21 protein-coding genes and 1 riboswitch are annotated in these 23,979 nt (G+C 53.9%); of the genes, 11 read left to right on the top strand and 10 right to left on the bottom strand.

Annotated features, from left to right (window positions below; translation table 11 throughout):
• The first annotated feature begins 79 nt into the window (after positions 1 to 79).
• The 5 genes from HNV11_RS17705 (at position 80) to HNV11_RS17685 (ending at position 8,043) form a co-directional block, all read left to right on the top strand.
• Complete coding sequence (locus HNV11_RS17705) at positions 80 to 1,942, top strand: carbamoyltransferase family protein (protein ID WP_171740926.1); 1,863 nt, start codon at positions 80 to 82, stop codon at positions 1,940 to 1,942.
• 94 nt (positions 1,943 to 2,036) lie between these two features.
• Positions 2,037 to 2,186 carry a DUF5989 family protein gene (locus HNV11_RS17700; RefSeq protein ID WP_171740925.1) on the top strand — a complete coding sequence of 50 codons (150 nt, stop codon included), beginning with the start codon at positions 2,037 to 2,039 and terminating at the stop codon, positions 2,184 to 2,186.
• 4 nt (positions 2,187 to 2,190) lie between these two features.
• Positions 2,191 to 2,553 (top strand): SxtJ family membrane protein, encoded by a 363-nt coding sequence (locus HNV11_RS17695; RefSeq protein ID WP_171740924.1) that lies wholly within the window; start codon positions 2,191 to 2,193, stop codon positions 2,551 to 2,553.
• Between the two features lie 63 nt (positions 2,554 to 2,616).
• Positions 2,617 to 2,722: riboswitch (SAM riboswitch) on the top strand.
• Between the two features lie 97 nt (positions 2,723 to 2,819).
• Complete coding sequence (gene metH / locus HNV11_RS17690) at positions 2,820 to 6,596, top strand: methionine synthase (protein ID WP_171740923.1); 3,777 nt, start codon at positions 2,820 to 2,822, stop codon at positions 6,594 to 6,596.
• A 163-nt stretch (positions 6,597 to 6,759) separates the two neighbouring features.
• Positions 6,760 to 8,043: an MFS transporter gene (locus HNV11_RS17685; RefSeq protein ID WP_171740922.1), complete on the top strand. Its 1,284-nt coding sequence runs from the start codon at positions 6,760 to 6,762 to the stop codon at positions 8,041 to 8,043.
• Positions 8,044 to 8,093: 50 nt separating this feature from the next.
• On the opposite strand, the gene HNV11_RS17680 is transcribed toward HNV11_RS17685, so the two are convergent.
• From HNV11_RS17680 to HNV11_RS17635, 10 genes are all read right to left on the bottom strand, one after another.
• Positions 8,094 to 9,320, bottom strand: coding sequence for a hypothetical protein (locus HNV11_RS17680; RefSeq protein WP_171740921.1), 1,227 nt, complete (start codon positions 9,318 to 9,320; stop codon positions 8,094 to 8,096).
• Positions 9,317 to 9,715 (bottom strand): hypothetical protein, encoded by a 399-nt coding sequence (locus tag HNV11_RS17675; RefSeq protein WP_171740920.1) that lies wholly within the window; start codon positions 9,713 to 9,715, stop codon positions 9,317 to 9,319. The genes HNV11_RS17680 and HNV11_RS17675 overlap by 4 nt, the downstream gene beginning before the upstream one ends.
• A gap of 240 nt (positions 9,716 to 9,955) precedes the next feature.
• Positions 9,956 to 11,332 carry a cytochrome P450 gene (locus HNV11_RS17670; protein ID WP_171740919.1) on the bottom strand — a complete coding sequence of 459 codons (1,377 nt, stop codon included), beginning with the start codon at positions 11,330 to 11,332 and terminating at the stop codon, positions 9,956 to 9,958.
• 56 nt (positions 11,333 to 11,388) lie between these two features.
• Entirely contained in the window at positions 11,389 to 12,609 is a 1,221-nt protein-coding gene (locus tag HNV11_RS17665; RefSeq protein ID WP_171740918.1) for a low temperature requirement protein A, read from the bottom strand.
• Positions 12,610 to 12,882: 273 nt separating this feature from the next.
• Positions 12,883 to 14,241: a nucleotide disphospho-sugar-binding domain-containing protein gene (locus tag HNV11_RS17660; protein ID WP_171740917.1), complete on the bottom strand. Its 1,359-nt coding sequence runs from the start codon at positions 14,239 to 14,241 to the stop codon at positions 12,883 to 12,885.
• A 169-nt stretch (positions 14,242 to 14,410) separates the two neighbouring features.
• Positions 14,411 to 14,707, bottom strand: a complete 297-nt coding sequence (locus HNV11_RS17655) for a winged helix-turn-helix domain-containing protein (RefSeq protein ID WP_171740916.1) — start codon at positions 14,705 to 14,707, stop codon at positions 14,411 to 14,413.
• Positions 14,704 to 15,354 (bottom strand): hypothetical protein, encoded by a 651-nt coding sequence (locus tag HNV11_RS17650; protein ID WP_171740915.1) that lies wholly within the window; start codon positions 15,352 to 15,354, stop codon positions 14,704 to 14,706. The genes HNV11_RS17655 and HNV11_RS17650 overlap by 4 nt, the downstream gene beginning before the upstream one ends.
• Positions 15,355 to 15,370: 16 nt before the next feature.
• Positions 15,371 to 15,769 (bottom strand): diacylglycerol kinase family protein, encoded by a 399-nt coding sequence (locus HNV11_RS17645; RefSeq protein ID WP_171740914.1) that lies wholly within the window; start codon positions 15,767 to 15,769, stop codon positions 15,371 to 15,373.
• Between the two features lie 15 nt (positions 15,770 to 15,784).
• Complete coding sequence (locus HNV11_RS17640; protein WP_171740913.1) at positions 15,785 to 16,276, bottom strand: hypothetical protein; 492 nt, start codon at positions 16,274 to 16,276, stop codon at positions 15,785 to 15,787.
• A 265-nt stretch (positions 16,277 to 16,541) separates the two neighbouring features.
• Positions 16,542 to 17,801, bottom strand: a complete 1,260-nt coding sequence (locus HNV11_RS17635) for an MFS transporter (RefSeq protein WP_171740912.1) — start codon at positions 17,799 to 17,801, stop codon at positions 16,542 to 16,544.
• Between the two features lie 286 nt (positions 17,802 to 18,087).
• Between HNV11_RS17635 and HNV11_RS17630 the strand changes: the two genes are divergently transcribed.
• From HNV11_RS17630 to HNV11_RS17605, 6 genes are all read left to right on the top strand, one after another.
• A complete protein-coding gene (locus HNV11_RS17630) occupies positions 18,088 to 19,464 on the top strand; it encodes a DUF1800 domain-containing protein (protein ID WP_171740911.1) in 1,377 nt (458 codons plus the stop codon).
• A 128-nt stretch (positions 19,465 to 19,592) separates the two neighbouring features.
• Positions 19,593 to 21,149, top strand: coding sequence for a DUF1501 domain-containing protein (locus HNV11_RS17625; RefSeq protein WP_171740910.1), 1,557 nt, complete (start codon positions 19,593 to 19,595; stop codon positions 21,147 to 21,149).
• Between the two features lie 96 nt (positions 21,150 to 21,245).
• Positions 21,246 to 22,064 (top strand): nucleoside triphosphate pyrophosphohydrolase, encoded by an 819-nt coding sequence (gene mazG, locus HNV11_RS17620; protein WP_171740909.1) that lies wholly within the window; start codon positions 21,246 to 21,248, stop codon positions 22,062 to 22,064.
• Between the two features lie 79 nt (positions 22,065 to 22,143).
• On the top strand, positions 22,144 to 22,896 hold the full coding sequence (locus HNV11_RS17615; RefSeq protein ID WP_171740908.1) for a metallophosphoesterase family protein: 753 nt from the start codon (positions 22,144 to 22,146) through the stop codon (positions 22,894 to 22,896).
• Between the two features lie 193 nt (positions 22,897 to 23,089).
• Positions 23,090 to 23,434, top strand: coding sequence for a hypothetical protein (locus tag HNV11_RS17610; RefSeq protein ID WP_171740907.1), 345 nt, complete (start codon positions 23,090 to 23,092; stop codon positions 23,432 to 23,434).
• A gap of 5 nt (positions 23,435 to 23,439) precedes the next feature.
• Positions 23,440 to 23,877, top strand: a complete 438-nt coding sequence (locus tag HNV11_RS17605; protein WP_171740906.1) for a hypothetical protein — start codon at positions 23,440 to 23,442, stop codon at positions 23,875 to 23,877.
• The last annotated feature ends 102 nt before the right edge of the window (positions 23,878 to 23,979 follow it).

Raw genomic sequence — 23,979 nt, 5'->3', positions numbered from 1 at the left:
AAGTAAGCGAATAAAGCAGGGTTTTAAGTAGGGGAAGCAAACCCAACACTTTTTAGAGTTCTGTTTGTCATTTTACTGTATGACCATATTAGGTATTTCGGCTTTCTATCACGATTCGGCGGCTGCTTTGATCGAAGATGGCCGCATAGTAGCAGCAGCACAGGAAGAACGTTTTACCCGCAAAAAACACGATCCTAACTTTCCGGCCAATGCCATCAACTACTGCCTGCAATACGGCGGTCTGACCATTAATCAGGTTGATGCGATTGTCTTCTACGACAAACCGCTGCTGAAATTTGAGCGGCTGCTGGAAACGTATTACGCCTTCGCACCAAAAGGGCTGCGGTCGTTTCTGATGGCCATCCCGGTCTGGCTGAAAGAAAAATTATTCCTTAAACGGCTGATACGGCAGGAGCTGGAGAAGCTAGGGTACGATCCGGCCAAAAAAGTAAAGCTTCTTTTTCCCGAACACCATCTTTCCCACGCAGCCAGCGCCTTTTATCCGTCGGCCTTCGAGCGGGCAGCAATCCTAACCATCGACGGTGTAGGCGAATGGGCCACCGCTTCAATTGGGCTGGGCGAAGGAAAGTCAATCACCATACTGAAAGAACTGCGGTTTCCGCATTCGCTGGGGCTGTTATATTCTGCGTTCACCTATTTTCTGGGTTTCCGGGTCAACTCGGGCGAGTATAAGTTGATGGGGCTGGCCCCGTATGGCGATCCGCACGCGCCTGAGGTAGCCCGGTATCTGGCGATCATCAAAGAACAACTGGTCGATCTGCGCGAGGATGGGTCGATCTGGCTCAATCAGACGTATTTCGACTACGCCACCGGGCTAACGATGGTGAACGAAGAAAAATGGGCCGCTCTGTTTGGTTTCCCGAAGCGGCAGCCTGACGATGAACTGCAGCCGCATCACTGCAATCTGGGCCTGGCCATTCAGTACCTGACCGAAGAGGCTGTGCTGAACATGGCCCGCGAGGCCAAACGCCTGACCAACGCCGATGCGCTGGTGCTGGCCGGGGGCGTGGCGCTGAACTGCGTCTCCAACGGAAAACTGCAGAAAGCGGGTATTTTCAACAAGCTGTTCATTCAACCCGCAGCGGGCGATGCGGGCGGGGCGCTGGGGGCGGCTCTGGCAGCCTATCATATTTATTTCGATCAGGAGCGCCGGGTAACGACCGAACGCGACGCCATGCGCGGCTCCTACCTCGGTCCGACGTTCTCCGACCTGGACGTTGAACTGATGGTGGTAAAGTATAAAGCCGTTGCGACGCACTTCGCCGATTTTGGCGAGCTGAGCAAGCAAACGGCCCAGTTGCTGGCCGATGGGAACGTTGTAGGCTGGGTGCAGGGCCGTATGGAGTTTGGTCCCCGGGCACTGGGCGGACGCAGTATTCTGGGCGATCCACGTAATGCCGAGATGCAGAAGAAGCTGAACCTGAAAATCAAATACCGGGAATCGTTCCGGCCGTTTGCGCCCTCGGTGCTGGCCGAAGACTGCGCCGAGTATTTCGAATACGACGGTACGTCGCCCTACATGCTGCTGGTGCATCCCGTTACTGAAAGTCGGCGGGCTCCGCTACCGGCCGATTACGCCCGTTTCCCGTTGCGTGAAAAGCTGTATTACCAGCGGTCGGATCTGCCTTCGATTACGCATATCGATTTCTCGGCCCGTATCCAGACCGTGCATGAAGACACCAACCCACGCTATTATCAGCTGATTGATGCGTTTAAAAAATTGACGGGTTACGGTGTTATTGTCAACACCAGTTTTAACGTACGGGGTGAGCCGATCGTCTGTACGCCGGATGATGCCTATCGGTGCTTTATGCGCACCGAAATGGACTATCTGGTTGTTGGCAATTACCTGTTCGACAAACGGAAGCAGCCTCAGTGGCAGGAAAAAGACAATTGGAAAGAAGAGTTTGTTCTGGATTAACCGGTTAATCAACTGAGGCAGTTGAGATATTTATTAACCATAAATTAGTTTAACGTAAAACTTTTGCTAGTTAACCTTCAACCACAACACGATCATGGAATTCTTACAGGACATTTTCCACTTTCTGCAGCAACGTAAAAAATGGTGGCTGGCACCCATTATCATTCTGTTGCTCCTCATCGGTATTCTGATTGTTATCGGCGGTGGTTCGGCCGTAGCGCCTTTCATTTACACCTTGTTTTAACGGAATGGATGCTGCTGACAAAGCCAAAGCTCAGTTGGTTATCGTGACGGGGCTGCTGGTGCTCTATTTTGTGTTTAAATCGTCCTGGTGGCTTTATGGAGCTATCGGGGTAGGCTTGCTGAGTGTCTTTATTCCGGTGGCGGGTGATTTTATCGTCCGGATCTGGTTCAGGCTGGCGGAGGTGCTGGGAAACATCAACGGCAAGATTATCCTGTCGGTGCTGTTCTTCGTATTCCTGTTTCCTATCGCCCTGCTTTACCGGATGACGGCTAAAAATCCGCTGGCAATCAAACGCAGCGACACCCGTTCATTCTACACGGATCGGAACCATACCTACACAAAAACCGATCTTGAACAGACCTGGTAAGCAGTCGAATAGCGAATTGAAGGCGTGCCAACGGACGGTACGCCTTTTTTGTTAACTTTGCGTAGCTTATCCAGAAAGACGGAGGGATTGGACCCGATGATGTCTTGGCAACCCACCCGATGGTGAAGGTGCCACGTTCCTCCCGGCCCGGTGCCGGGGCAGATAACGCACAGCCTGCCTTCTGTCTCTCTGCGCATAAGCCCTGCTTTACGATACTGGTCAAGACGCTGCCCAACACCAGGCAACGGTATAATCTGTCTAACTACTTGAAAACAATATTCGAACTTCTCCGCGAACGCATCCTCGTCCTCGACGGGGCCATGGGGTCCATGATTCAACGCTACCAACTCACCGACGCCGATTATCGGGGAGAGCGTTTTCGCGATTGGCCGCACGATCTGAAAGGCAACAACGACCTGTTGTCGTTGACCAAGCCTGAGGTGATTCAGGAGATTCACCGGCAGTATCTGGAAGCGGGCGCCGACATCATTGAAACCAACACCTTCAGCGGTACGACCATTGCCATGGCCGACTATCGTATGGAGAAGCTGGCCTACGAACTGAATTTTGAATCGGCCCGGCTGGCAAAGGCGGTGGCCGACGAGTTTACGCAGCAGAACCCCGACAAGCCCCGGTTTGTCGCCGGTGCCATGGGGCCAACCAACCGTACTGCCAGCCTCTCGCCCGACGTCAACAACCCCGCCTATCGCGCCGTTACGTTCGATGAACTGGTTGATGCGTATTACGAGCAGGTGGCCGGGCTGGTCGAAGGAGGGGTGGATCTGTTGCTGGTGGAGACGATCTTCGATACGCTCAACGCCAAAGCCGCTCTGTTTGCGATTGATAAATATTTTGTGGGTAAAACCCCACTGCCGATCATGGTGTCGGGGACCATTACCGACGCCAGTGGCCGGACGCTTTCGGGCCAGACGACCGAAGCCTTTCTTTACTCGGTTTCGCACCTGCCGCTGCTGAGCGTGGGTCTGAACTGTGCCCTTGGAGCCGAACCCATGCGGCCATATATTCAGACGCTTGCCAAAGAAGCCCCGTTCTTTACGTCGGCTTATCCAAATGCTGGACTACCGAATGAATTTGGGGAGTACGACGAAACGCCCGAGATGATGGCCAATCAGATTGAAGGCTTCATCCGCGATAGTTTTGTCAATATTGTGGGGGGCTGCTGTGGTTCCACACCCGACCATATCCGGGCCATTGCCCAGGTCGCAGCCAAATACCCGCCCCGTTCGTTGCCTCAGCCCGAACCGTATCAAAAGTTGAGCGGTCTGGAGCCGCTGAAGATTACCGAGCAGACGAACTTCCTGAACGTTGGGGAGCGCACGAACGTAACCGGCTCGAAGAAGTTCGCCCGGCTCATCAAAGAAGGCAATTACGACGAAGCGCTGAGCATTGCCCGGGGCCAGGTTGAAGGGGGCGCGCAGGTTATTGACGTCAACATGGATGAAGGCATGCTCGACTCGGTCGAGGCCATGACGACTTTTCTGAACCTGATTGCATCGGAACCGGATATTGCCCGCGTTCCCATTATGATCGACTCCTCGAAATGGGAAGTCATTGAAGCTGGCCTAAAATGCGTGCAGGGAAAGGCGATTGTGAACTCGATTTCGCTGAAGGAGGGAGAGGAGGCTTTTATTGAGCGGGCGCAACTGGTAAAACGCTACGGGGCGGCTGCGGTCGTGATGGCGTTTGACGAAACGGGTCAGGCCGACTCCTACGAACGACGCATCGAAATCTGCGAACGAGCTTACCGGATTCTCGTCGATAAGGTCAGGTTTGCTCCGCAGGACATCATTTTTGACCCGAATATCCTGACTGTAGCCACCGGGATTGACGAGCACAACAATTACGCCGTTGATTTTATTAACGCTACCCGCTGGATCAAGAAAAACCTGCCCCTGGCTAAAGTGAGTGGGGGGGTGTCGAACATTTCGTTCTCGTTCCGTGGGAATGACGTAGTGCGGGAAGCTATGCACTCTGCCTTCCTCTACCACGCCATCCGCGCCGGCCTGGACATGGGCATCGTCAACGCTGGTCAGCTGGAGGTGTATGACAACATCCCGAAAGACCTGCTCGAACGCTGCGAGGACGTTCTGCTGAACCGCCGACCCGACGCAACGGAGCGGCTGGTTGAGTTTGCTGAGACCGTAAAAGCCAAAGGCAAGGCCGTAGTGCAGGACGACGCCTGGCGGAATGAACCCGTCCGCGAACGGCTGAAACACGCGCTCGTTAAAGGAATTACAGACTATATTGACCAGGACGTTGAAGAAATCCGGCAGCAGGTCGAGCGGCCGCTGCACGTGATTGAAGGGCCACTGATGGACGGTATGAACATCGTTGGCGACTTGTTCGGCGAGGGTAAGATGTTCCTGCCGCAAGTGGTGAAGTCGGCGCGGGTGATGAAAAAAGCCGTGGCCTACCTGACGCCCTTTATTGAAGCCGAGAAATCGGACGGGGAATCCTCTACGGCGGGGAAAATCCTGCTGGCAACCGTAAAAGGCGACGTACACGACATTGGTAAGAACATTGTTGGCGTCGTGCTGGGCTGTAATAACTACGAGATCATCGATCTCGGCGTGATGGTGCCTACGCAGAAAATTCTGGACGAAGCCCGGAAGCATCAAGTCGATATCATTGGTCTGAGCGGACTGATTACGCCTTCGCTCGATGAAATGGTGGGCGTAGCAAAAGAGATGGAGCGGCAGGGCTTTACGCTGCCGCTGCTGATCGGCGGGGCCACAACCTCCCGGATGCACACGGCCGTGAAGATAGATCCGCACTATTCGGGGCCAGTTATTCACGTACTCGACGCCAGCCGCAGCGTTCCCGTGGCCGGACGCCTGACGAGCGAACAGACCACCACGCGCGACGAGATTTTTAAACAGATCAAGGCTGAGTACGCCAAACTGCGCGATGATCACGCCCGGCGTCGGCAGGAAAAGGCCAGCCTGACCCTTGAGGCTGCCCGCGCGAATCGCACCCCTATTGATTGGAGTAACTTCGAGCCGACCAAGCCTCAGTTTCTGGGGAATCGGTACTTTGAGGATTACGACATTGCCGAGTTGGCCCGCTACATCGACTGGACGCCTTTCTTCCAGACGTGGCAGCTGAGTGGGAAATACCCCGCTATTTTTGACGATGCTACCGTAGGCAGTGAAGCCCGCAAACTCTTCGACGATGCCAACCGACTGTTGCAGGAAATTATTGACAAAAAACTTCTGAAGGCAAAAGCCGTCGTTGGGTTTTACCCTGCCAACTCGGCCGACGACGACGTACTGCTGCACGAGTTTGAGGAAGAAATTCGGGATATTCCCTGCGAACGGCACGGCTCGCACCGGCATATTGAATACAAAATATCGCGGGCAGAATCGCAGTCGGCCGTAAGTCCGGCGGGTGAGCTGATTTACGATACCAAAACGGTGCTGCACTTCCTGCGGCAGCAGAATCAGAAGGCACCCGGCCTGCCGAACTTCTGTCTGTCAGACTTCATTGCTCCGCTCGAAAGCGGCCGGGAAGACTACATTGGTGGGTTTGCCGTGACGGCCGGCATTGGTATTGAAGCTCTGCTGGAGCAGTATGAGCGCGACCATGACGATTACAACAGCATCATGGTCAAAGCCATTGCCGACCGGTTAGCCGAAGCCTTCGCCGAGCGGATGCATGAACGCGTGCGTACAGAGTTCTGGCCCTATGCTGCTAATGAAAACCTGACAAACGAAGACATGATCAAAGAAAACTATCAGGGGATTCGACCCGCGCCGGGCTATCCGGCCTGCCCGGATCATACCGAGAAAGGAACGCTGTTCGAACTGCTGAATGCGAACAGGATTGACATTGAACTGACCGAAAGTTATGCCATGTATCCAGCGTCGTCGGTGAGTGGGTTCTATTTCTCGCATCCTGAATCGAAGTATTTCGCCGTTGGCAAGATCAATAAAGACCAGGTTTATGATTACGCCCAGCGGAAAGACAGGCCGGTTGAGGAGATTGAAAAGTGGCTGTCGCCGGTACTGAGCTATGATGCCTAGTCGGCATAGATATGCCTGCATTCTTAAAAAAAGACGGTTGTTCTCTGGACGGCCGTTTTTTTGCTTTGAAGCAAACCGAAAATAATTCAGTAGAGAACAATCATCGTTCGTCTTTCTGTGCAGGGCGAAATAATGTTTCGATTATCACCGCCCAGAATAATAAATGGAGGCAAGCAACAACACAATTGCAAAATCCCGTTGGTACCGACTGTTACCAATCGCGTTCATTACGTATAGCCTGGCGTATTTAGACCGGGCGAACTTTGGCTTTGGGGCCGCCAGCGGCATGGCGAAGGATCTGAACATCACCCCTGCCATGTCGTCGCTGTTAGGCTCGCTGTTCTTTCTGGGCTACTTTTTCTTTCAGGTGCCGGGGGCGGTCTATGCCGAGAAGCGCAGCGCCAAAAAATTAATCTTCTGGTCGTTGATTCTATGGGGTGGCCTGGCCATGGCAACCGGTATCATCAGCAATGTCAACGCCCTGATTGTTATTCGCTTCACGCTGGGCGTGGTAGAGAGTGCCGTCATGCCGGCCATGCTGCTTTTCCTGAGTCGGTGGTTCACCAAAGCCGAACGGTCGCAGGCCAATACGTTCTTAATTCTTGGTAATCCGGCCACCATTCTCTGGATGTCGGTTTTGTCGGGTTACTTAATCGAAGCGGTTGGCTGGCGCTGGATGTTTATTCTGGAGGGGCTTCCGGCGGTTATCTGGGCTTTTTTCTGGTGGCGGTTAGTGGACGACAAGCCGGAAGACGCCAACTGGTTATCACACTCCGAAAAACAGGCATTACTGAACCGCCTGCATCAGGAGCAGCAGGGAATCAAGCCGGTAAAGAACTACGCGGAAGCCTTCAAGTCCAGAGTGGTTATTCTGCTCAGTCTGCAGTATGCCTTATGGAGCATCGGCGTCTACGGGTTTGTGATGTGGCTGCCCTCCATTTTAAATGCTGCGCCCAACATGACGATTGTGAAAACCGGCTGGCTGTCATCCGTACCGTACGTACTGGCGATTATCGGCATGCTGGGCGCTTCCTATTATTCGGACAAAACCCTGAACCGCAAAGCGTTTGTGTGGCCGTTTCTGGTGCTGGGGGCCATTGCCTTTTACGGTTCCTACCTGGTTGGGGTCAGTAACTTCTGGCTTTCGTTCATGCTGTTGATCCTTGCCGGTGGGGCCATGTATGCTCCTTACGGCCCATTCTTTGCAATTATCCCGGAGATACTTCCCCGAAATGTAGCTGGTGGGGCCATGGCGCTCATCAACAGCTTCGGCGCCTTAGGCTCGTTCATCGGCTCCTATATTGTTGGCTACCTGAACGGGACAACCGGCAGCTTTGGCGCTTCGTATCTGTTTATGGCTGGCTCTCTGTTTCTTTCCGCTGTTATTACACTGATCGCCGTAAAGAAACCAGAACACGCGCCCGAAGTTGTTCCTCAGGTGAGTTAAGTCTTAACGCTCGTTGGATGAATGACACTCAATCCAACGAGCGTTTTTATTCATTCCCCAAGGATGCGCCTTGAGGAACCGAACCCTTTTATCAGGTTCAGGACGCCGATAATATTTCCATCCTTTTTTACGGTTCGATCAAAGTCGCGGCCGATAGCGAACGTTAGAACGGTGTTTGTCGCAACTTCATAATTGAAGTTAGCCACCAGACGCCAACTGTCGTTTATTAGTCCAGTGTTCAAAACGGAACGGTAAATGAACTCGGCCCCGACGCTTACCGGGCTGGTTTTCTCCTGATAGTTGTAGCGAATCCCGCCATCGAGCGTCTGCGCGTTCACCGGGTTCAGTTTCGCCTGCGGATCTGCAAACACCACCTCCGGGTTATAGAGATAGCGTATAATTCCCAAAAAAACATGCCCCTGTTTACTGTCAATCCCGCCGGTAAGCCAGGCCCCAGTCCGGTATAGATTTCCGGCCGAATATTGGTTGTTGGGGTAGTCCCAGGCAAGACCAGCGGCAAAATCCAGCTTGAATCCGTACCGTTGCAAAGGCTCGTTGGCTAATCTCAGAACGTTTCTGTTGTATTTACTGATGCGCTGAGCATACTGGGCCGCTACTTCTGCTTCTAACTGGGTAAGTAGTTGGAGCCGCTCATTTTCTAACTGCTGAATACTAAGTGAGTCACTCAGGGTTTTATTACGTTTGGCTTTAACCCGCCGAATCTGGTCTGTTACGTTTTTGTAGTCAGCATTATTATCGCGCAAACTCTCCGTGAGAGTTGCACGTAACGTATTGGCCTCCCTCAGAAACGCTTTTACCTCATCAAGTTCCTGGCTGTCATAACGCCCCCGGACTATGGAAAACTTAACGCCCAGGGCTAGTTGAGACGTGGAGTCCGTATTCCGGCGGCTTTTCAAACTCCGGAAAGCCGCTGAAAACACGAACGTCTGCGGAATACTTCCTTTTGTTGGTGACTTCTCTTCGCCAAACGTCAGATTCCGGCCCCGATTACCAAACAGCCAGTACGGCGCTATATCAACGGCAAAGTTGGCCGGCAACGCACTAAACCCACCGGTGGCATTTTGTAAGGAAGCGATGAATCCCGTAACGTCAGTCGGGCGCTGGATTTCGTTGGGAGCAATGCCAATGATGTTCGCAGCGGGCGAAACAGGATTACGAAGAAAGTTCAACGTAATGGTCGAGTCAACCACCTGCGCCCAGCCGGTTGCGCCCGTCAGAGCCAGCAGCACTACCCATGTCGCTCGCGTTCTGATCATGGCTCCATCTGGAAAAAGTTAAACTCAAACGAAAAGAATTTCGTACTGCCGCTTGGTGATATTTTGGAGAGCAGCAGGTGATTGACCAGAGAAGGCATGCCCGTCAGCGTGACGTTAACCCCTGAATCGTCGGTGTTGCCATTCGTGTCTTTCACCAGAACTGAAATGCGCATCGTCTTATCGGCCAGTGAATTATTACTGCCCAGCAAAATACTGGTGGGCGGATTGGTGTCGTCATTGCTGTACTGGACAACGGTTTCGCCATCGATGCGGACGAGGATATCCGCCAGTTGACCGAACAGAATCTGGATGGATAGATTGACGGGCGCATCGGTTCGACTGACCACACAGTCATCGACCAGCATTGTTTTGGTTTGGGTTGGCATGGGTGTCATTATCTGGAAGGTTTAAGGGTTGGCTAAGCTACTAACCCCTCCGCGGATGAAGATACACGTAGGGCTTAAATAGCTGATTGTCACAAAGGTATTTTCCTGATAGTAGTTATTGCAACAGGGAATTACCCGTATTGTAGCGGTGGTTTTCACGCATAAACTCTTGCAGATTGCTCATTAATCGCAAAACAGATGCTGGTTACCAGCCGGCATCGTCAATCAATCGTGAAGAAAAGAGGCAGTTCAACGCAGGAACACCCGCACGGCCTGCTTTGGGCGAAGGGTGATGAGTGGCTGGGGTTTAATGTGCAGGCCGGGCACGGACTGGAGATCAAACCGGTGCAGGAGTACGGTCAGCAGAGCCTGCATTTCCATCAGCGCGAACTGATTGCCGATGCACAGGCGCGGCCCACCACCGAACGGTATAAACGAATACGGATGCCGTTCGCGGTCCGACTTATCCTTCATAAGCTCCGGAGCAAACCGGTCGGGGTTAAACTGATCAGGTTTCGGCCACGTAGCCGGATCGTGGTGCAGGACGTAAGGGCTGAGCAAGACGCCCTGATTGGCATCAATCATATACTCACCGAACCGGTCGGGCCCCAGTGACAGGCGGCTCATGACCCAGGCGGGTGGGTACAGACGTAGCGACTCGTTAATGACCTGCGATAGGAACGGCATGGCGCGGAGATCGTCGGCAGAGGGACGATCGCGAGGACCGAGGGTCGTACTAATTTCAGCTTTGACCCGTGCCAGCACATCGGGATGCTGAGCGAGCAGGTAGAGCGTCCAGGCCATAGACGTAGCGGTGGTTTCCTGCCCCGCCGTAAACAGCGTTACCATCTCGTCGCGGAGCTGCGCATCCGACATGCCCTCGCCGGTTTCATCGTCGGTGGCGCGCAGCAGCATATCCAGCAAATCGTCGTGGCTTTCGCCCGTTCGCTGCCGGGTTTCAATGATGCTGAATATCAACTGATCGACTTCCCGCCGGGCTTTTTCGAAAGCCCGATTGTCGGGCGTTGGTACCCATTTGGGCAATCGAAAAGGATTGATAACGGCGTTATTCGCTACGTGGTTTAAATGGCTTAATGCGCGGCCCAGATCACTGGAGCGGCTGCCCAGATCGCTGCCAAACAGCGTTTTTGTAACAATCCGCAACGTAACGTCGGTTGTTGCGGCCGAGATGTTGACGGGTTTCTGGCGATCCATGGTTTCCAGCCGTTCGGCCCAGGCTACTGCCTCCGAAATCATGGTTTCGGCCAGCAGAATGAGCTTCTGGCGATGGAAAGCCGGTTGCGCCAGCCGCCGTTGCCGACGCCAGAAGTCGCCATCGCTGGTCAGCAGGCCGTTGCCCAGAAACTCCCGCAGAATGGCGAACGACTTGCCACGGCCGTAGTTGCGGTTGTTTTCCTGAAGCACCTGCTTGGTTTCTTCGGGTTTGAGCATCAGCGTCGTTAGCCGCCCGCCTACGCTGATGCGGACCATGCGTTCGGAGCCGTATTGCTGCTGCAGACCGCGCAGAAACGCGAGTGGGTCGCGCAGGTAGCTAAGTGTATTACCCACAACAGGCAGGCCCGGATGCACCGGAATTGCACGCGTAGACGAAAGAGCCGTTTCCATAGAGAGAAAATTACAAAATGTACCGTAGCCGGACAAACGCCTTCGTCCGAATCCGTTTACTGCCCTACAATTCGCTCTTCGCTTTCGGGCGCTTCAGGGCTGAACTGGTCGCTGATAATGAGCGCAACTATGGCCCCGGCCGCAATGCCCAGGAGGGTCAATGTGTTCAATGAAGTCAGCAGGCGAATGCTTATCAGGAGAATCGCCATGCCGAACCGGACAATAACCCCCCGAACAAAGCTTGGATGCGAAGGACCGGCTTTTAGGGTTGTCAGGCTGATCCCCGCTTCGGCCAGGAAGTAACCCGCCACCGACCCGGCAAACAACCATTGCGTTGAGGCAGGCAGTTCGGGGGCATCCACGCCCCGGATGGCCAGCGTCAGTCCGACGCCCACCACCGTCAGGGCAACGGTCAGGGGCAGGTGCAGATACAGCCAGAAAGCATAGAGTCGGGCGCTGCCGCCCTCGCTGACCCGCCGAACGGCATCGTCGTCCAGCCGGTCGAAATACGCCCACCACAGGCCAATGATAACAATCCCGCCCAGTAGGGTCGCAACTACGGTATCTGTTTCGAAACCCGTCTGGATCAGGCCCTGGGCGGTGCTGGTAACGGCCTGGCCCAGCACCAGGAGTGTGAACAGACCGTAGCGCTCGGGCAGATGCCGGACATCCGGCGGGAATTCTTTATGCAACCGACCACCCGACGTCGTCAGTGGAGTGCTGAGTTCGATCAGCAGGGCCAGTCCCCACAAGGCATACCGATATGGTGTTGGGACAAATGCGGAACCGAGCCAGATCAAGACCGAGATCGAGAAACCGGTGGTGATGTGCCGGATATAAGGCCGGGCTTCGGGCACGTATACCCAGGCTCGGCCATATTCAATCAATAGTAGCAGGCGCACGGCCGAATATGTCAGCGCATACACAATTGAAGACTGATCGGAGGCCAGCGCTTTCGGAATGGCCGCAGCCAGTATAATCAGGCCCAGCAGTTGCAGACTGCCAAGCAGGCGGTGTATGGTGTCGCGGTCGCTATCAAAACGGGTGGAATAGTGCGTTTCGCCATTCCAGAGCCACCACACAGGTACGTATAACAACAGAAATTTACCCAGTGCTGGTCCGTCGAAGGTGTTCAGCAGACGCATGGCTAACTGAGCAATGATGACCGTAAAGACCAGATCATTGAGCAGCTCGGCCCAGGTGGTGCGTCGGTCGCCTATCTTTTCAGTCGTACGTAAGTGGGGCGTAGCAGAAGGCTTTTTCCGACGGGCGGTCATAGGCCAATGGACAACAGGTTTGTTAAACCAAACTACTACAGCTGTATATAGTTACGGTATACGCATGTTTATACCAGCTCTATATCTATGAACCGACCTAAATGGGGCTAATTCCACCAAGAAACAGTTTGTAGATTCAAATGCAGACCAGGTAATCTCACGCGCAAAATTATCCGTCTAAGCCTGATAGTCAGACCTACTGAGGAGCTTCCTGTTTACGCGGCCTGTATACAAACCCTCGGGTGAAACGGGCCAATGTCTGAAGACCTTTCTCTAAACGGCCACCGTTTCCGTTACCGTTAACCCAAATAGACTCAGTACGGCGCGTTCCTGCGACGGGGTGTCGCTTTCGATGCGGTCCTGCATGGCCCGGACCCGGGCGTTGTAGAGAACCCGGTTAATGAGCAGTGTCTGAATCTGCTGGCGTATAACGGCTTCGTCAGCCTGACGCAGGTCGCCCGCCAGACCCAGCCGGTGGTATAAAATGCGCCCGACGTTGCCGACCTGGTCACTGGTCAGGTTGAGCGGATAAACCAGCATCGGCACACCAGCCGCTAAACACTCCGTGACGGACCCGATACCTCCATGCGTCAGCATCAAATCGCAATGGGGAAGAAGCTCGGGCTGGGGCACAAAGGAAAAGAGATGAACGTGGGCCGGAAGGTCCAGGTTTAATTCGCTGGCTAACAGCTTATTGGCGATAACCACCTGAATACCCGTCAGTGGACGGACGGCCGCTACCACCTTACGCAGAAACCCAAGGGCTACATCGGCCTGATCGGCGCTGAGCGTACCCAGAGCCACCAGAATCAGCTTGTCATTGCTGCGCATGGCAGGCTCTATCTGCTGCCAGAACTTTGCATTATCGCTTACGTCCCGACGTTGGTAAGGACGACACAAAAACTGCTCGTTGGCAGCCGGCCGGAACCAGGGGTACTCAAACGCCTGGGGAGTCATGTAGATGGACGTAACGCCCCGTACAATATCGTAGAGAGCATTGTCGCGCTTCTCCAGCTGCCGTTTGTCAACGCCATGTTTGCGACCCCAGTGCCCGACAAAATACAGATCATTCTTGCCAAGAAACACTCCCGCCCGCATCCAGCGCCCGATGCTTCGGCGCATCAGGTATCGCTCCCAGGACATCCAGGCCGAGAACCGGTCGAGCAGAGTGTTCTGCATAGGCGTCGGGTCCGTCATGGGCGGCAGACCGGGCGCACGGCGCGTTGGCGGTTTGATGTGGAGAAAATAAACTTTCGGGACAAGGTGCTGGATGAGGTAGTAATAGTAGTTGAGGTGTTCGTCGACCAGAACATAATCCGGCTGCACATCGGCCAGGACCTGTTCAACCGACCGGACTTTCCCGAGAAATTCGCGATACCGTTGTCGCCCGAAGGCCTTGCCTTGAATCGTTTTCTTAAAATCCGCTAAGCTACTCTGTCGGTTGACGATGTAATATTCGATCAGGTAATCAAGCTCGACAAAGTCGAATCCCTGCGTTTCGATATGGTCGCGGAGGTAAGCCGTTCCCGTAAAAACAACCTGGTAGTTATGATGTCGGAGCAGATCTGCCAGCCGGAAGAAGCCATTATAATGGCTGGGCAGGGGATTAATTAAGAACAAAACGGTTTTCATGCGAGGCTAAGAAGGGAGACTGATGTCCCGAAGCTATCAATTTTTAGCCGCTCTGGAGTACATACGTTAAAGGTATAGACACATATTGATTAAACGGTGTATTGCTGGTGTATCTTATTGCTACAAAGTATACTTCCGCAGGTTCTGTCCAGTTTCTGATGAGCATTATCTAAAGATTCCGGATAAACTCTTCCAAAGCATTGAGATGTTCTGTAAAGGCCTGCCGGCCCTGGTTCGTGGCGGAATAAGTTGTATTCGGTTTCCGACCAATAAACTGCTTCTGCACAGCCACGTAACCCGACTCTTCCAGTGCCCGCAGGTGCGTCGCCAGGTTGCCATCGGTGAGTCCGAGGAGGTCTTTGAGCGCATTAAAGCTCATCGTGTCGTTGACCATGAGCACCGACATGATACTAAGCCGCGCTTTACTCTCAAAAGCTTTATTGAATTGAGACAGCCGATCAATCATGCGCTAGTACGTTCGTATTTATAATACATCGCCAGACCATAGACAATGTGCAGTGCCCCGAAGCCGATCGCCCAGGTCAGCAGATTATAGCCCGGCAGAAATACCGACAGCAGCCCCAGCCCGATTTCGCAATAACCCAGCGATTCAACGTCACGAAGGGTATGTTTGCTGCCGTTGATCAGAGCCAGGCCATAGAAAATGAGCGTTGCCGGGAAGGTTAACCAGATCAGGTCGTAGAACAGTAAACCGAGGCAAAACACCCCTCCGGTTACCAGCGGTACGATCATCGCCCACAGCAGCCGCTGCGAACTGGTATTCCAGACGTTGCCCAGTCCCTGCCGACGCGCTTTCCGAACCGTAAAGTAGGTACCGGCCAGCAGCGTTGTTACCAGCACAATCAGGGCGGCAATCACTAAAAACGACTTGACGCTGTCACGGACTGCGTCGTCATAAACCGCCAGCCTATCATAATTGATCACCCGAAGCCAGTCGGCTTGCAGCTGCGTATAAACCACGATTGATCCAACAAGGGCGATCAAACCGGCCGACAAACCCGACAGGCCGCTAAGCGACAGGAATTTGGAGGAGCGTTCCATCAGACTGCGGATTTCGGTCAGCGTCTGAAGGTGTTCGTGCGATTCAGGCATAAAAGGTTCGTTCAGTTTAAGAGTTTGGTTCAGCAGTTACCTGCAATGTCATTATTACATCAACTAACCGCCCGCCCAGCACTACCACACCTACTACCACAGCCGTAATAGCCAATAGCAGCACCGCCCCGGACGACAAATCTTTGATCGCTTTAATCTGCGGATGCAGGCCGGGCGATACAAAATCGCAGAGTTTTTCGATGGCCGTATTGAAGGCTTCGGCTGCCCAGACCAGCCCGATCTGCGTCAGGATAATAGTCCATTCTACGCGGCTCAGATTCAGCCAGAACCCCGCCAGGATAACCAGCAGGGCAATCAGCAGGTGAACCCTGGCATTGTTCTCATAGCGAAACAGGGTAATGATGCCTTCCGTCGCAAACCGAAAACTACGCAGAACTTTCTGAACGTTAATCATGCAGCAAAGGTAGGGTCAAAACAATCGTACTTTAGTCCGTTTGAACTGTCGCCGGTCCAGCACATCGCCCAGGAGGACTTCGCCCCGGACCTGGAGGTACGGTTGCCGAACGGTTTTGGGCAGGTCGAACACCAGTCGGGTCGAATCACTCTGCCGGGCTGGCGTTTTATACTTGCTCCGCCAGCCAAACGGTCGAAGCTGATTCAGCCGTTGCTGGGCTTTGGGCAGGTTCTCGTACACCTTTCCGCCGGGGTCCCGAACATAAGGAGTGTTATTGCCCCAGGGGTGTGCTATGCGAACGGCCTGGTTATCAACTCGGAACGTAACGATCCAGAACCGGCCTTTGGGCTTCAGCGACCCAATACTGTCTTGTACGGTAACCTGCCGAACGGAGTATACGAAATCGTCATGATGAATCAGCTCCCGCAGGCCGATTTCTTTTTCGTCGGCGGGCTGACAGGCGCTCAGCAACAGAGTGGCGGCAAGTAGGGGAGTGTGAGCGTTCATGTGGAAGCGATGGGGTAGAAGCGTAGTCAGAGGTTATTCTGCTTATTGACGATTCTGCCAGAGGTAGTTTCAGCCCAGCTAATCAGGGACCACCAGTTACCGGATAGCAATCCACGAACGGCTACCAGACCTGAACCGGTTGTCGTCAGCCCGGCTAACGCAATCCTGCTGTTTGCCAGCTGTATGCGTAGAAAGCACTTTGCTCTGCGAAGAACGGCCGATAATGGCGTGTAAGTCAAGTAATCCGGGTAAAATAGTTTAGGTTCTAGGGAGCGGGCGCGACGGTTGTCCGGAAGAAACGCGTATAGAAGCCCCACCCAATAAGCACCATCGCACCGGCCACCACAATGGGTAAATACACGTTAATCGTATCTATATAAGCCGCAATGATGGGCGGAAGTGCGAAAGCTGCCGACAAGACCGACTGGTTTATGCCCAGCACCCGGCCCTGTTCCTGCGGATTGCCGCTCTGGGAAACCAGCGCCGTAGAATTAGGCGAGGTCAGACCCTGAAAAATCGCCATAAACGGCACAACCAAATACAACTGCCAGCTTTCGCTGGGCAGCAGAAACAGCCAGAGAGCAAACCCCAGCCCAAAGACGCTGTAGCGAAGAATCTGGGCGGGGGTGTAATGATTGGCAACGCGCCGGACAACCGTACCCTGCATCAGGGCAATCCAGACGCCTACGTAGGCGAAATAACGCCCGATATGGGTCTGGTCGTAGTCAAACACCTTTATCAGGATGACCTGAAAAAACTGGGTGTAAAAATTAAAGCCGAGAGCATAGAAAAACACCCCCAGAAACAGCACCCGCAGCCGGGTATCGCCGAAAGCCTCCCCAATATTCTTTACGCCCGTCAGCAACGTCACCGGGCGATTGATGGGGATCTGGAGCGTTTCTCGGAACGTAAAGATGACTAGCCCGATGTTAACCAGCGACAGCAGCGCAGCCGCCAGGAAAGGCGTGGCAAAATTAAACCAGGAAACGGTGTTGGGATTGGCCAGTTCGCCACCTAAAGCCGGACCGATAATGAACCCGATCCCGAATGCAACGCCAATCAGCCCGAAATTCTTGGTTCGGGATTTATCATCACTGATATCGGCGATGGCCGATTGAATGACCGACAGGTTGCCACCACCAATGCCGTAAATCGTGCGGCTTAGAAACAGCAGCGGCACATTTTTGAGGTGAATTCCCAGCGCGAAAATCAGGTAGCCGGTGAACGTCAGGACGAGCGATACTAATAGGAGTTTCTTCCGGCCGTGCCGGTCCGACAGAGCACCCAGCAGTGGTCCGCTAAAGAATCCGGCGATGGAAAACACGGCGATCAGAACGCCCAGGAGTAACGTACGCTGATTGTCCGAGTAATAATCGGGCAGAAAGTTCGATTCGGGACGTAACAGAAGCGGAGCAATGATTGGATTGGCAATGCCAACGCCAACCAGATCCAGGAAGACAGTAAAAAATATGGTTCCTAACCGAAGCCGGTTAGAAGCAGAGGGTGTGGACGCAAATGATGCCATGAAGCGCTTGTTGTACGAATCATACGGTAACCGGCTGTGTGGGCAAACGGTTGCAAAAGGTGATCGCAGCAGTTGCTCCCTAGGTGGCTGACTGGCAATGCACAGTATTCGGCAGGCTGATTCTGTTGCTGGCTCCGAATCTTTTTTTGGCAAGAACTGGCTAGTAATGAGAACTTTATTTAGCTTAAAGAGAGCATGGATGTGCTAGGTTACTGATTATTCAGAACTGATAAACTCATCCGGATCAAACGTAATCATCCGTCAATAAGCGAAACACGTTGCTACCATGTCTGCCTGGAACGTTGATTCGGCCCGCCACCTGCTCGCCCGCTGTTTGTTCGGTTATAGCCGAGCCGACCTGACCCGGGCGCTTTCTTATCCATCGGCACAGGCTTTTGTTCAACAGGAACTGCTCGCCGATTTGCCGCCGGACGGAAGCGGGCAACCGGACCCGCCTGGACCCTGGGTGACCGAGGCTCCGGTTACAGGCGACAATGCGGTAAACAATACGCGCTACCGGGAACTGACCAACTGGTGGCTTAGTCGAATGTTAACCGAAGTCACCAGTATGCGCGAGAAGATGGTGCTTTTCTGGCACAATCACTTTACGTCCCAGCGCGATAAAATCAGCTATCCGCAGTATATGTACCAGCAGAACGCCCTGTTTCGCCGGTACGCTTTTGGTGATTTCGGACAGATGACCAAAGAGGTGACTATAGACCCGGCCATGCTGATTTATCTCGACGGTCGGCAGAACAACAAAAACGCACCGAACGAGAATTACGCCCGCGAACTGATGGAGCTTTTTACGCTCGGGCTGGGCAACTACACCGAAACCGACGTTAAACAGGCGGCCCTGGCCCTGACCGGCTGGCGCCTGGAGGGTCTGAAGGCCGTATTCAACAAAAAAGCGTTTGCCAGTACGAACAAAACCTTTCTGGGTAAGACCGGCAACTTTGGCTATACGGACATTATCGATATTATCCTGACGAAAGATGCGACCGCCGAATTTATTAGTCGTAAGCTATACCGCGAGTTTGTGCACTACCAGCCCAACGAGCCGTTCGTAAGGCAGATGGCGGCCGTTTTGCGGGAGGCTAATTACCAGATCAAACCGTTGCTGCAATTTTTGCTGACGTCGGACGAGTTCTTCCGAACCGATTACCGGGGCGGGAAAATCAAGTCGCCGACCGAGCTACTGATAGGAGCCGTCAAACAGCTTGCTCTGGCTAAACCCGACTGGGCTTATCTGGCCGATACGGGCCGGTTGCTGCAGCAACAACTGTTCAATCCGCCGAACGTAGCGGGCTGGTCGGGTCAGCGCGAGTGGATCAGTTCAAATACCTATCCGGCGCGGGGCGGCTTTACCGACTCGCTCGTCAATGGCCGTAAAAGCAATGGGCAAATGTTGGCGGGTTCGCTGAATGCGCTCGACTATGCCCGCAGTTATGCGAGTTCGGAGAATGCTATCCAGTTTGTTAACGATGTAACGGGTCTTCTGCTGCGGTTTCCGCTGAGCGATACTAAACGAAAGTTCCTGCTCGAGACGCTGCTGGACGGGACCATTGCGGCCAACTGGTCTACCAACACGCCCATGGCCGACATTCGCATCCAGAAATTCCTGAAAGCCGTGATGCGCCAGCCAGAGTACCAGCTAACCTGAATGAGTGAATGAGTGATTGACTGGAGACTGATTATAGCTATAGAACCGCTCATTTACCTACTCACTCTCCAGTCTTCCGCTCCCACCTAATCATTCTTTCACTCATTCGCTCTTTCACTCTTTAACCAATGAACCGAAAAGACTTTCTTCGACAACTGGGATTGCTGACGGGGGGCGTAACCTTTGGTTTGCAGGGCGTTCCGGTACGGGCTTACGCCCATAGTCCGTTTCTGGCCGACGTCCCCGGTTGGGAGCAGACGGCCGGGCGGGGTACTATTCTGGTTCTGGTTCAGATGCAGGGGGGGAATGATGGTCTGAACACGGTGGTGCCCTTTGAGAACGACATTTATTACCAGAAGCGTCCGGCCATTGCTATCCCGAAAGAGAAAGTCCTGAAATTGACCGCCCAGCTTGGGCTGCATCCGGCCTTGAGCGCGTTTCAGGAGCTGTATGGCAACAATCAGCTAACTATTGTCGAGAATGTCGGTTACCAGTCGCCGAACCGGTCGCATTTCCGCTCGACCGATATCTGGCTGTCTGGCTCAGATTCAGAGCAGATGCTGAATGAAGGCTGGGCCGGGCGGTACCTGACCCGGCTAAATCCGGCATATCCCGTTTCCTTACCCGATCAGCCCATGGCCGTGCAGCTTGGCTCGGTAGAGTCGCTGCTGTTTCAGAGCCAGCTTGGTTCGCTGGGAACGGTGTTTGATAACCCCGATGCGTTTTATCAACTGGTGAAAGGCAGCAGTGCTGATACCGATCCTATTCCGAATACGGTGGCGGGCGAAGAACTGCGCTTTCTGCGGCAAATAGCCGCCCAGTCGATTCAGTATTCCGACATTATCAAGAAGAAAGCCGACGTCGGTAAGAACGCAGTAACCTATCCGAACACGAACCTGGGCAAGCAACTGGCTATCGTGGCCGAGCTGATTGCGGGCGGACTGACAACACCGGTCTATCTGACGACGATTTCGGGCTTCGATACCCACGCCAATCAGGTTACGGCGGGTAATCCGGTCAATGGTCAGCACGCTACGTTGCTTAAAACCGTGGCCGACGCCGTGCTGGCGTTTCAGAAAGACCTCAGCCGGCAAAACCTCGCCGACCGAGTTACGGTGATGACGTTCTCGGAGTTCGGTCGGCGCGTTAGCCAGAACGGCACCACCGGTACGGATCATGGTTCGGCGGCCCCATTGTTCGTTATTGGTAAACCGGTACGGGGTGGGGTAGTCGGCACGGCGCCCGTTCTGAATGACCTCGACGGTAATGGCGATGTGAAGTTTAAAAACGACTTCCGACAGGTGTACGCCAGCGTGTTGCGCGACCACCTCGGCGCTGATGCTGCCACGACGCAGGAAATTTTAGGCCGCGATTTTGAGACGTTGCCTATTTTCCGGCAGACCCCCGCCCTGGTCGTTACAGAAGGTCTCTTCGCGCTGGGGCAAAACACGCCCAACCCCTTCGCCGACACAACCGAAATTCAGTTTACGCTTCAACAGGCCCAGGCCGTCCGCCTGACGGTATTTGATATGCAGGGGCGTGAGCTGACTGTGCTGCGCGAAGGACAGTTTGAAGCCGGAAATTATATCGTGCCGCTTCGTGGTTCTGGCTTTGCACCCGGTCATTATCTGTATAGTCTGCAGACCGATACCGGCCGGCTGGTGAAACGAATGACTAAAATTTAACCGTCTACTACAGGCAAATAGGCTCATCACCGTAGGAAATCTATATAAGATTTTGCTTCCTGCAAACCAATCGGGCGCTGGAAACCTTATTGGTTTATGAGCCAATCGAAGCAATTTCAAGATTTACCGCCCCGCCGTCAGGAGCAACTGATGGCGTTTGACCGGCTGCTGACCATTATGGACGAACTGCGGGCGCAATGCCCCTGGGACCGTAAACAAACGCTGGAAAGCCTGCGTCACCTGACCATCGAAGAAACCTACGAACTCTCCGACGCCATTCTGGAAAATGATCTGCCCGAGATCCGCAAAGAGCTGGGCGATATTCAATTGCACCTGATTTTCTACGCTAAAATAGCCTCCGAAACCGGCCAGTTCGATATGGCTGACGTGCTGAACGGCATCTGCGAAAAACTTATCAGTCGCCATCCGCACATCTATGGCGATACGGTAGCCGAAACCGAAGAGCAGGTGAAAGCTAACTGGGAGCAGCTTAAGCTGAAAGAAGGCAACCGGTCGGTGCTGGGTGGCGTGCCGGGGTCACTGCCGGCGCTCGTGAAGGCCATGCGGATTCAGGAAAAAGCGCGGGGTGCGGGCTTCGACTGGGAAGAAAAACAGCAGGTCTGGGAGAAAGTAGAAGAAGAAATGCAGGAGTTCAAGGCTGAGTTCAACGCCGATACCGATGAGGTCGTTGACCGGCAGCGGGCCGAAGGCGAATTTGGTGATCTGCTGTTTTCCCTCGTCAATTACGCCCGGTTCATCGATATTAATCCGGAAACCGCCCTCGAACGGACAAACAAGAAGTTTATCAAACGCTTTCAGTATTTAGAGGAGCGGGCCAGAGCCAATGGCAAGGCCTTAAGCGAGATGACCCTGGCCGAAATGGACGTGTACTGGAACGAAGCCAAAACCGTCTGAACCGGGATTGAGTTGATTCATTGAGTGCATTGCTTATCACAGTCAAACCATCAGTCATTCAACGTAATCATCAGGTCGGATGCGTATTGCCTTCATTACAGACCCGCACATCGGCGCCCATGGCGAAAAGCCTCAGGGTGTCGACGTCCGGCGGAATTTCCTTGACGCGCTGGCGTTCCTGCCCGAGATAAAGCCGAATGGCCTGGTCATTGGCGGAGACATCTGCAAACAGACCGGCGACCGCGCCACTTACAAATGGGTGAAAGAGCAGTTGGATAAACTGCCGTTTCCGTATTACGTCATTGCGGGCAATCACGACGATTCGGTGATGATGGCTGAGGTGTTCAACCGAACGCATGATCTGCGCGGTACGGAGCTGTATTATGCGCTGCCCCTCGAAGGGCGCCCGGTCCTGTTTCTGGACACCGCCAAAGGCGAAATGTCGCCCGAGCAGTGGACCTGGTTGCGGGAGTACGTAGCGGCTCTGCGCCACAACAACCTTCTGGTGTTTATGCATCACCCGCCTATGCGCGCCGACGTAATGTACATGGATCAGCACGATCCGTTCCGGCAGAGTGATGAATTCTATGATCTGGTAAAGGACTTGACCTGCCATATAGTGGTCGTGTGTGGGCATTACCACGTCGAGAAGACCGTGCAGCGGAGCAACCTGCTGGCTCTGATAACCCCTTCGACATACCTGCAGATGAAACACGATCCGCCCAGCGTGGTCATCGACAACTACGGGATCGCCGTACGGGAAATTAACCTGACGTCGCACGGCACCAACAGCACTGTGCATTACATAAATCTGGCCAAGACCATCGGATGATAGCCAGATTAAGACGCCAACTGATGAAAGATACGATACGTATTTATACGGCTCTGCCCCGTGGGTTGGCGTACAGGTACCTGGCTGAAAATCAGCGTTTATACGCCATGCTGATCTCGTACTTCTTCGCTAAAATCTGGCTGGAAGCTGACAGATATTTGGGAAGTTTTAACTAAACCACAACTTCTCAGATATGGAACCGTCCAAAGACAGTAAAGGCAGCGAATTTCACGTGCTGCTGAGCGGCATGAAACTCCCTGCCCGGCTCGAAAACAAGATTGCCGCTCAAATTCAGTCGGTCGTATCGTCGGCATTAGCCGGCTACCCAAACCCCGATGATCCCGATGGCGATGATGGCCCGGCAGGTGGCGGTGGTGGAGGTGGCCCATTTCCCGGTGGGGGCGGCCCTTATGCCGTAATTCCGTCGATCCGCTGGAAAGGCTACTGGATCAAAGCCCTGGGTAAGGATTTTAGAATCAATCCGGCCGAGATCGACGCACAGCAAAGACATCTGCAAAAGGGTATTCAGGGTTTTTAAGCGCTATGTTAACGCCCAGCACCACCCTTTGTCCCAGCGCACGCGCCGAAGAGGGCGCGTTGCTGCTGGGCGTTGTTGCCCCCGATCAGTCCGTAAAGATGCTCACCGAGCCGGAGCCGCTCACCGCGGAACTGGCCGAAGCCATCGCCGAAATCGACGCGCCCGAGCAACAGTTCCGGTTTGCCAACCGCTGCGTTAAATCGGGCTGCAATCAGTGGCACGATGGGCGGTGCGGGGTGATTGATCTGGTGATGTCGTTTAACCAGCACCTGGCCGAGCCGGTTACGTTACCGGCCTGTGCCATTCGGTCGCAGTGCCGCTGGCATAAGCAGAACGGCCCGAAGGCCTGTACGCTGTGCCCGTTCATTATTACCGACTCCAGCCAGACCGAGCAGGAGCGACTGGTGTACATCGACTCGCCTGCTTACGCACCGGGCGCATAGCTTTATCCAAAACATTGAGCCTGTTTCTGCGGATTGACTACCAGATAGAGTCGGTAGCCAGCCCGCAGAAACAGGCTCTTTATTATCTTATACCGCCGGGTA

Source organism: Spirosoma taeanense (genome assembly GCF_013127955.1).
Lineage (GTDB): Bacteria > Bacteroidota > Bacteroidia > Cytophagales > Spirosomataceae > Spirosoma > Spirosoma taeanense.
Note: the sequence above shows the minus strand (reverse complement) of the source record. Positions and strands in the feature narration are given on the sequence as shown.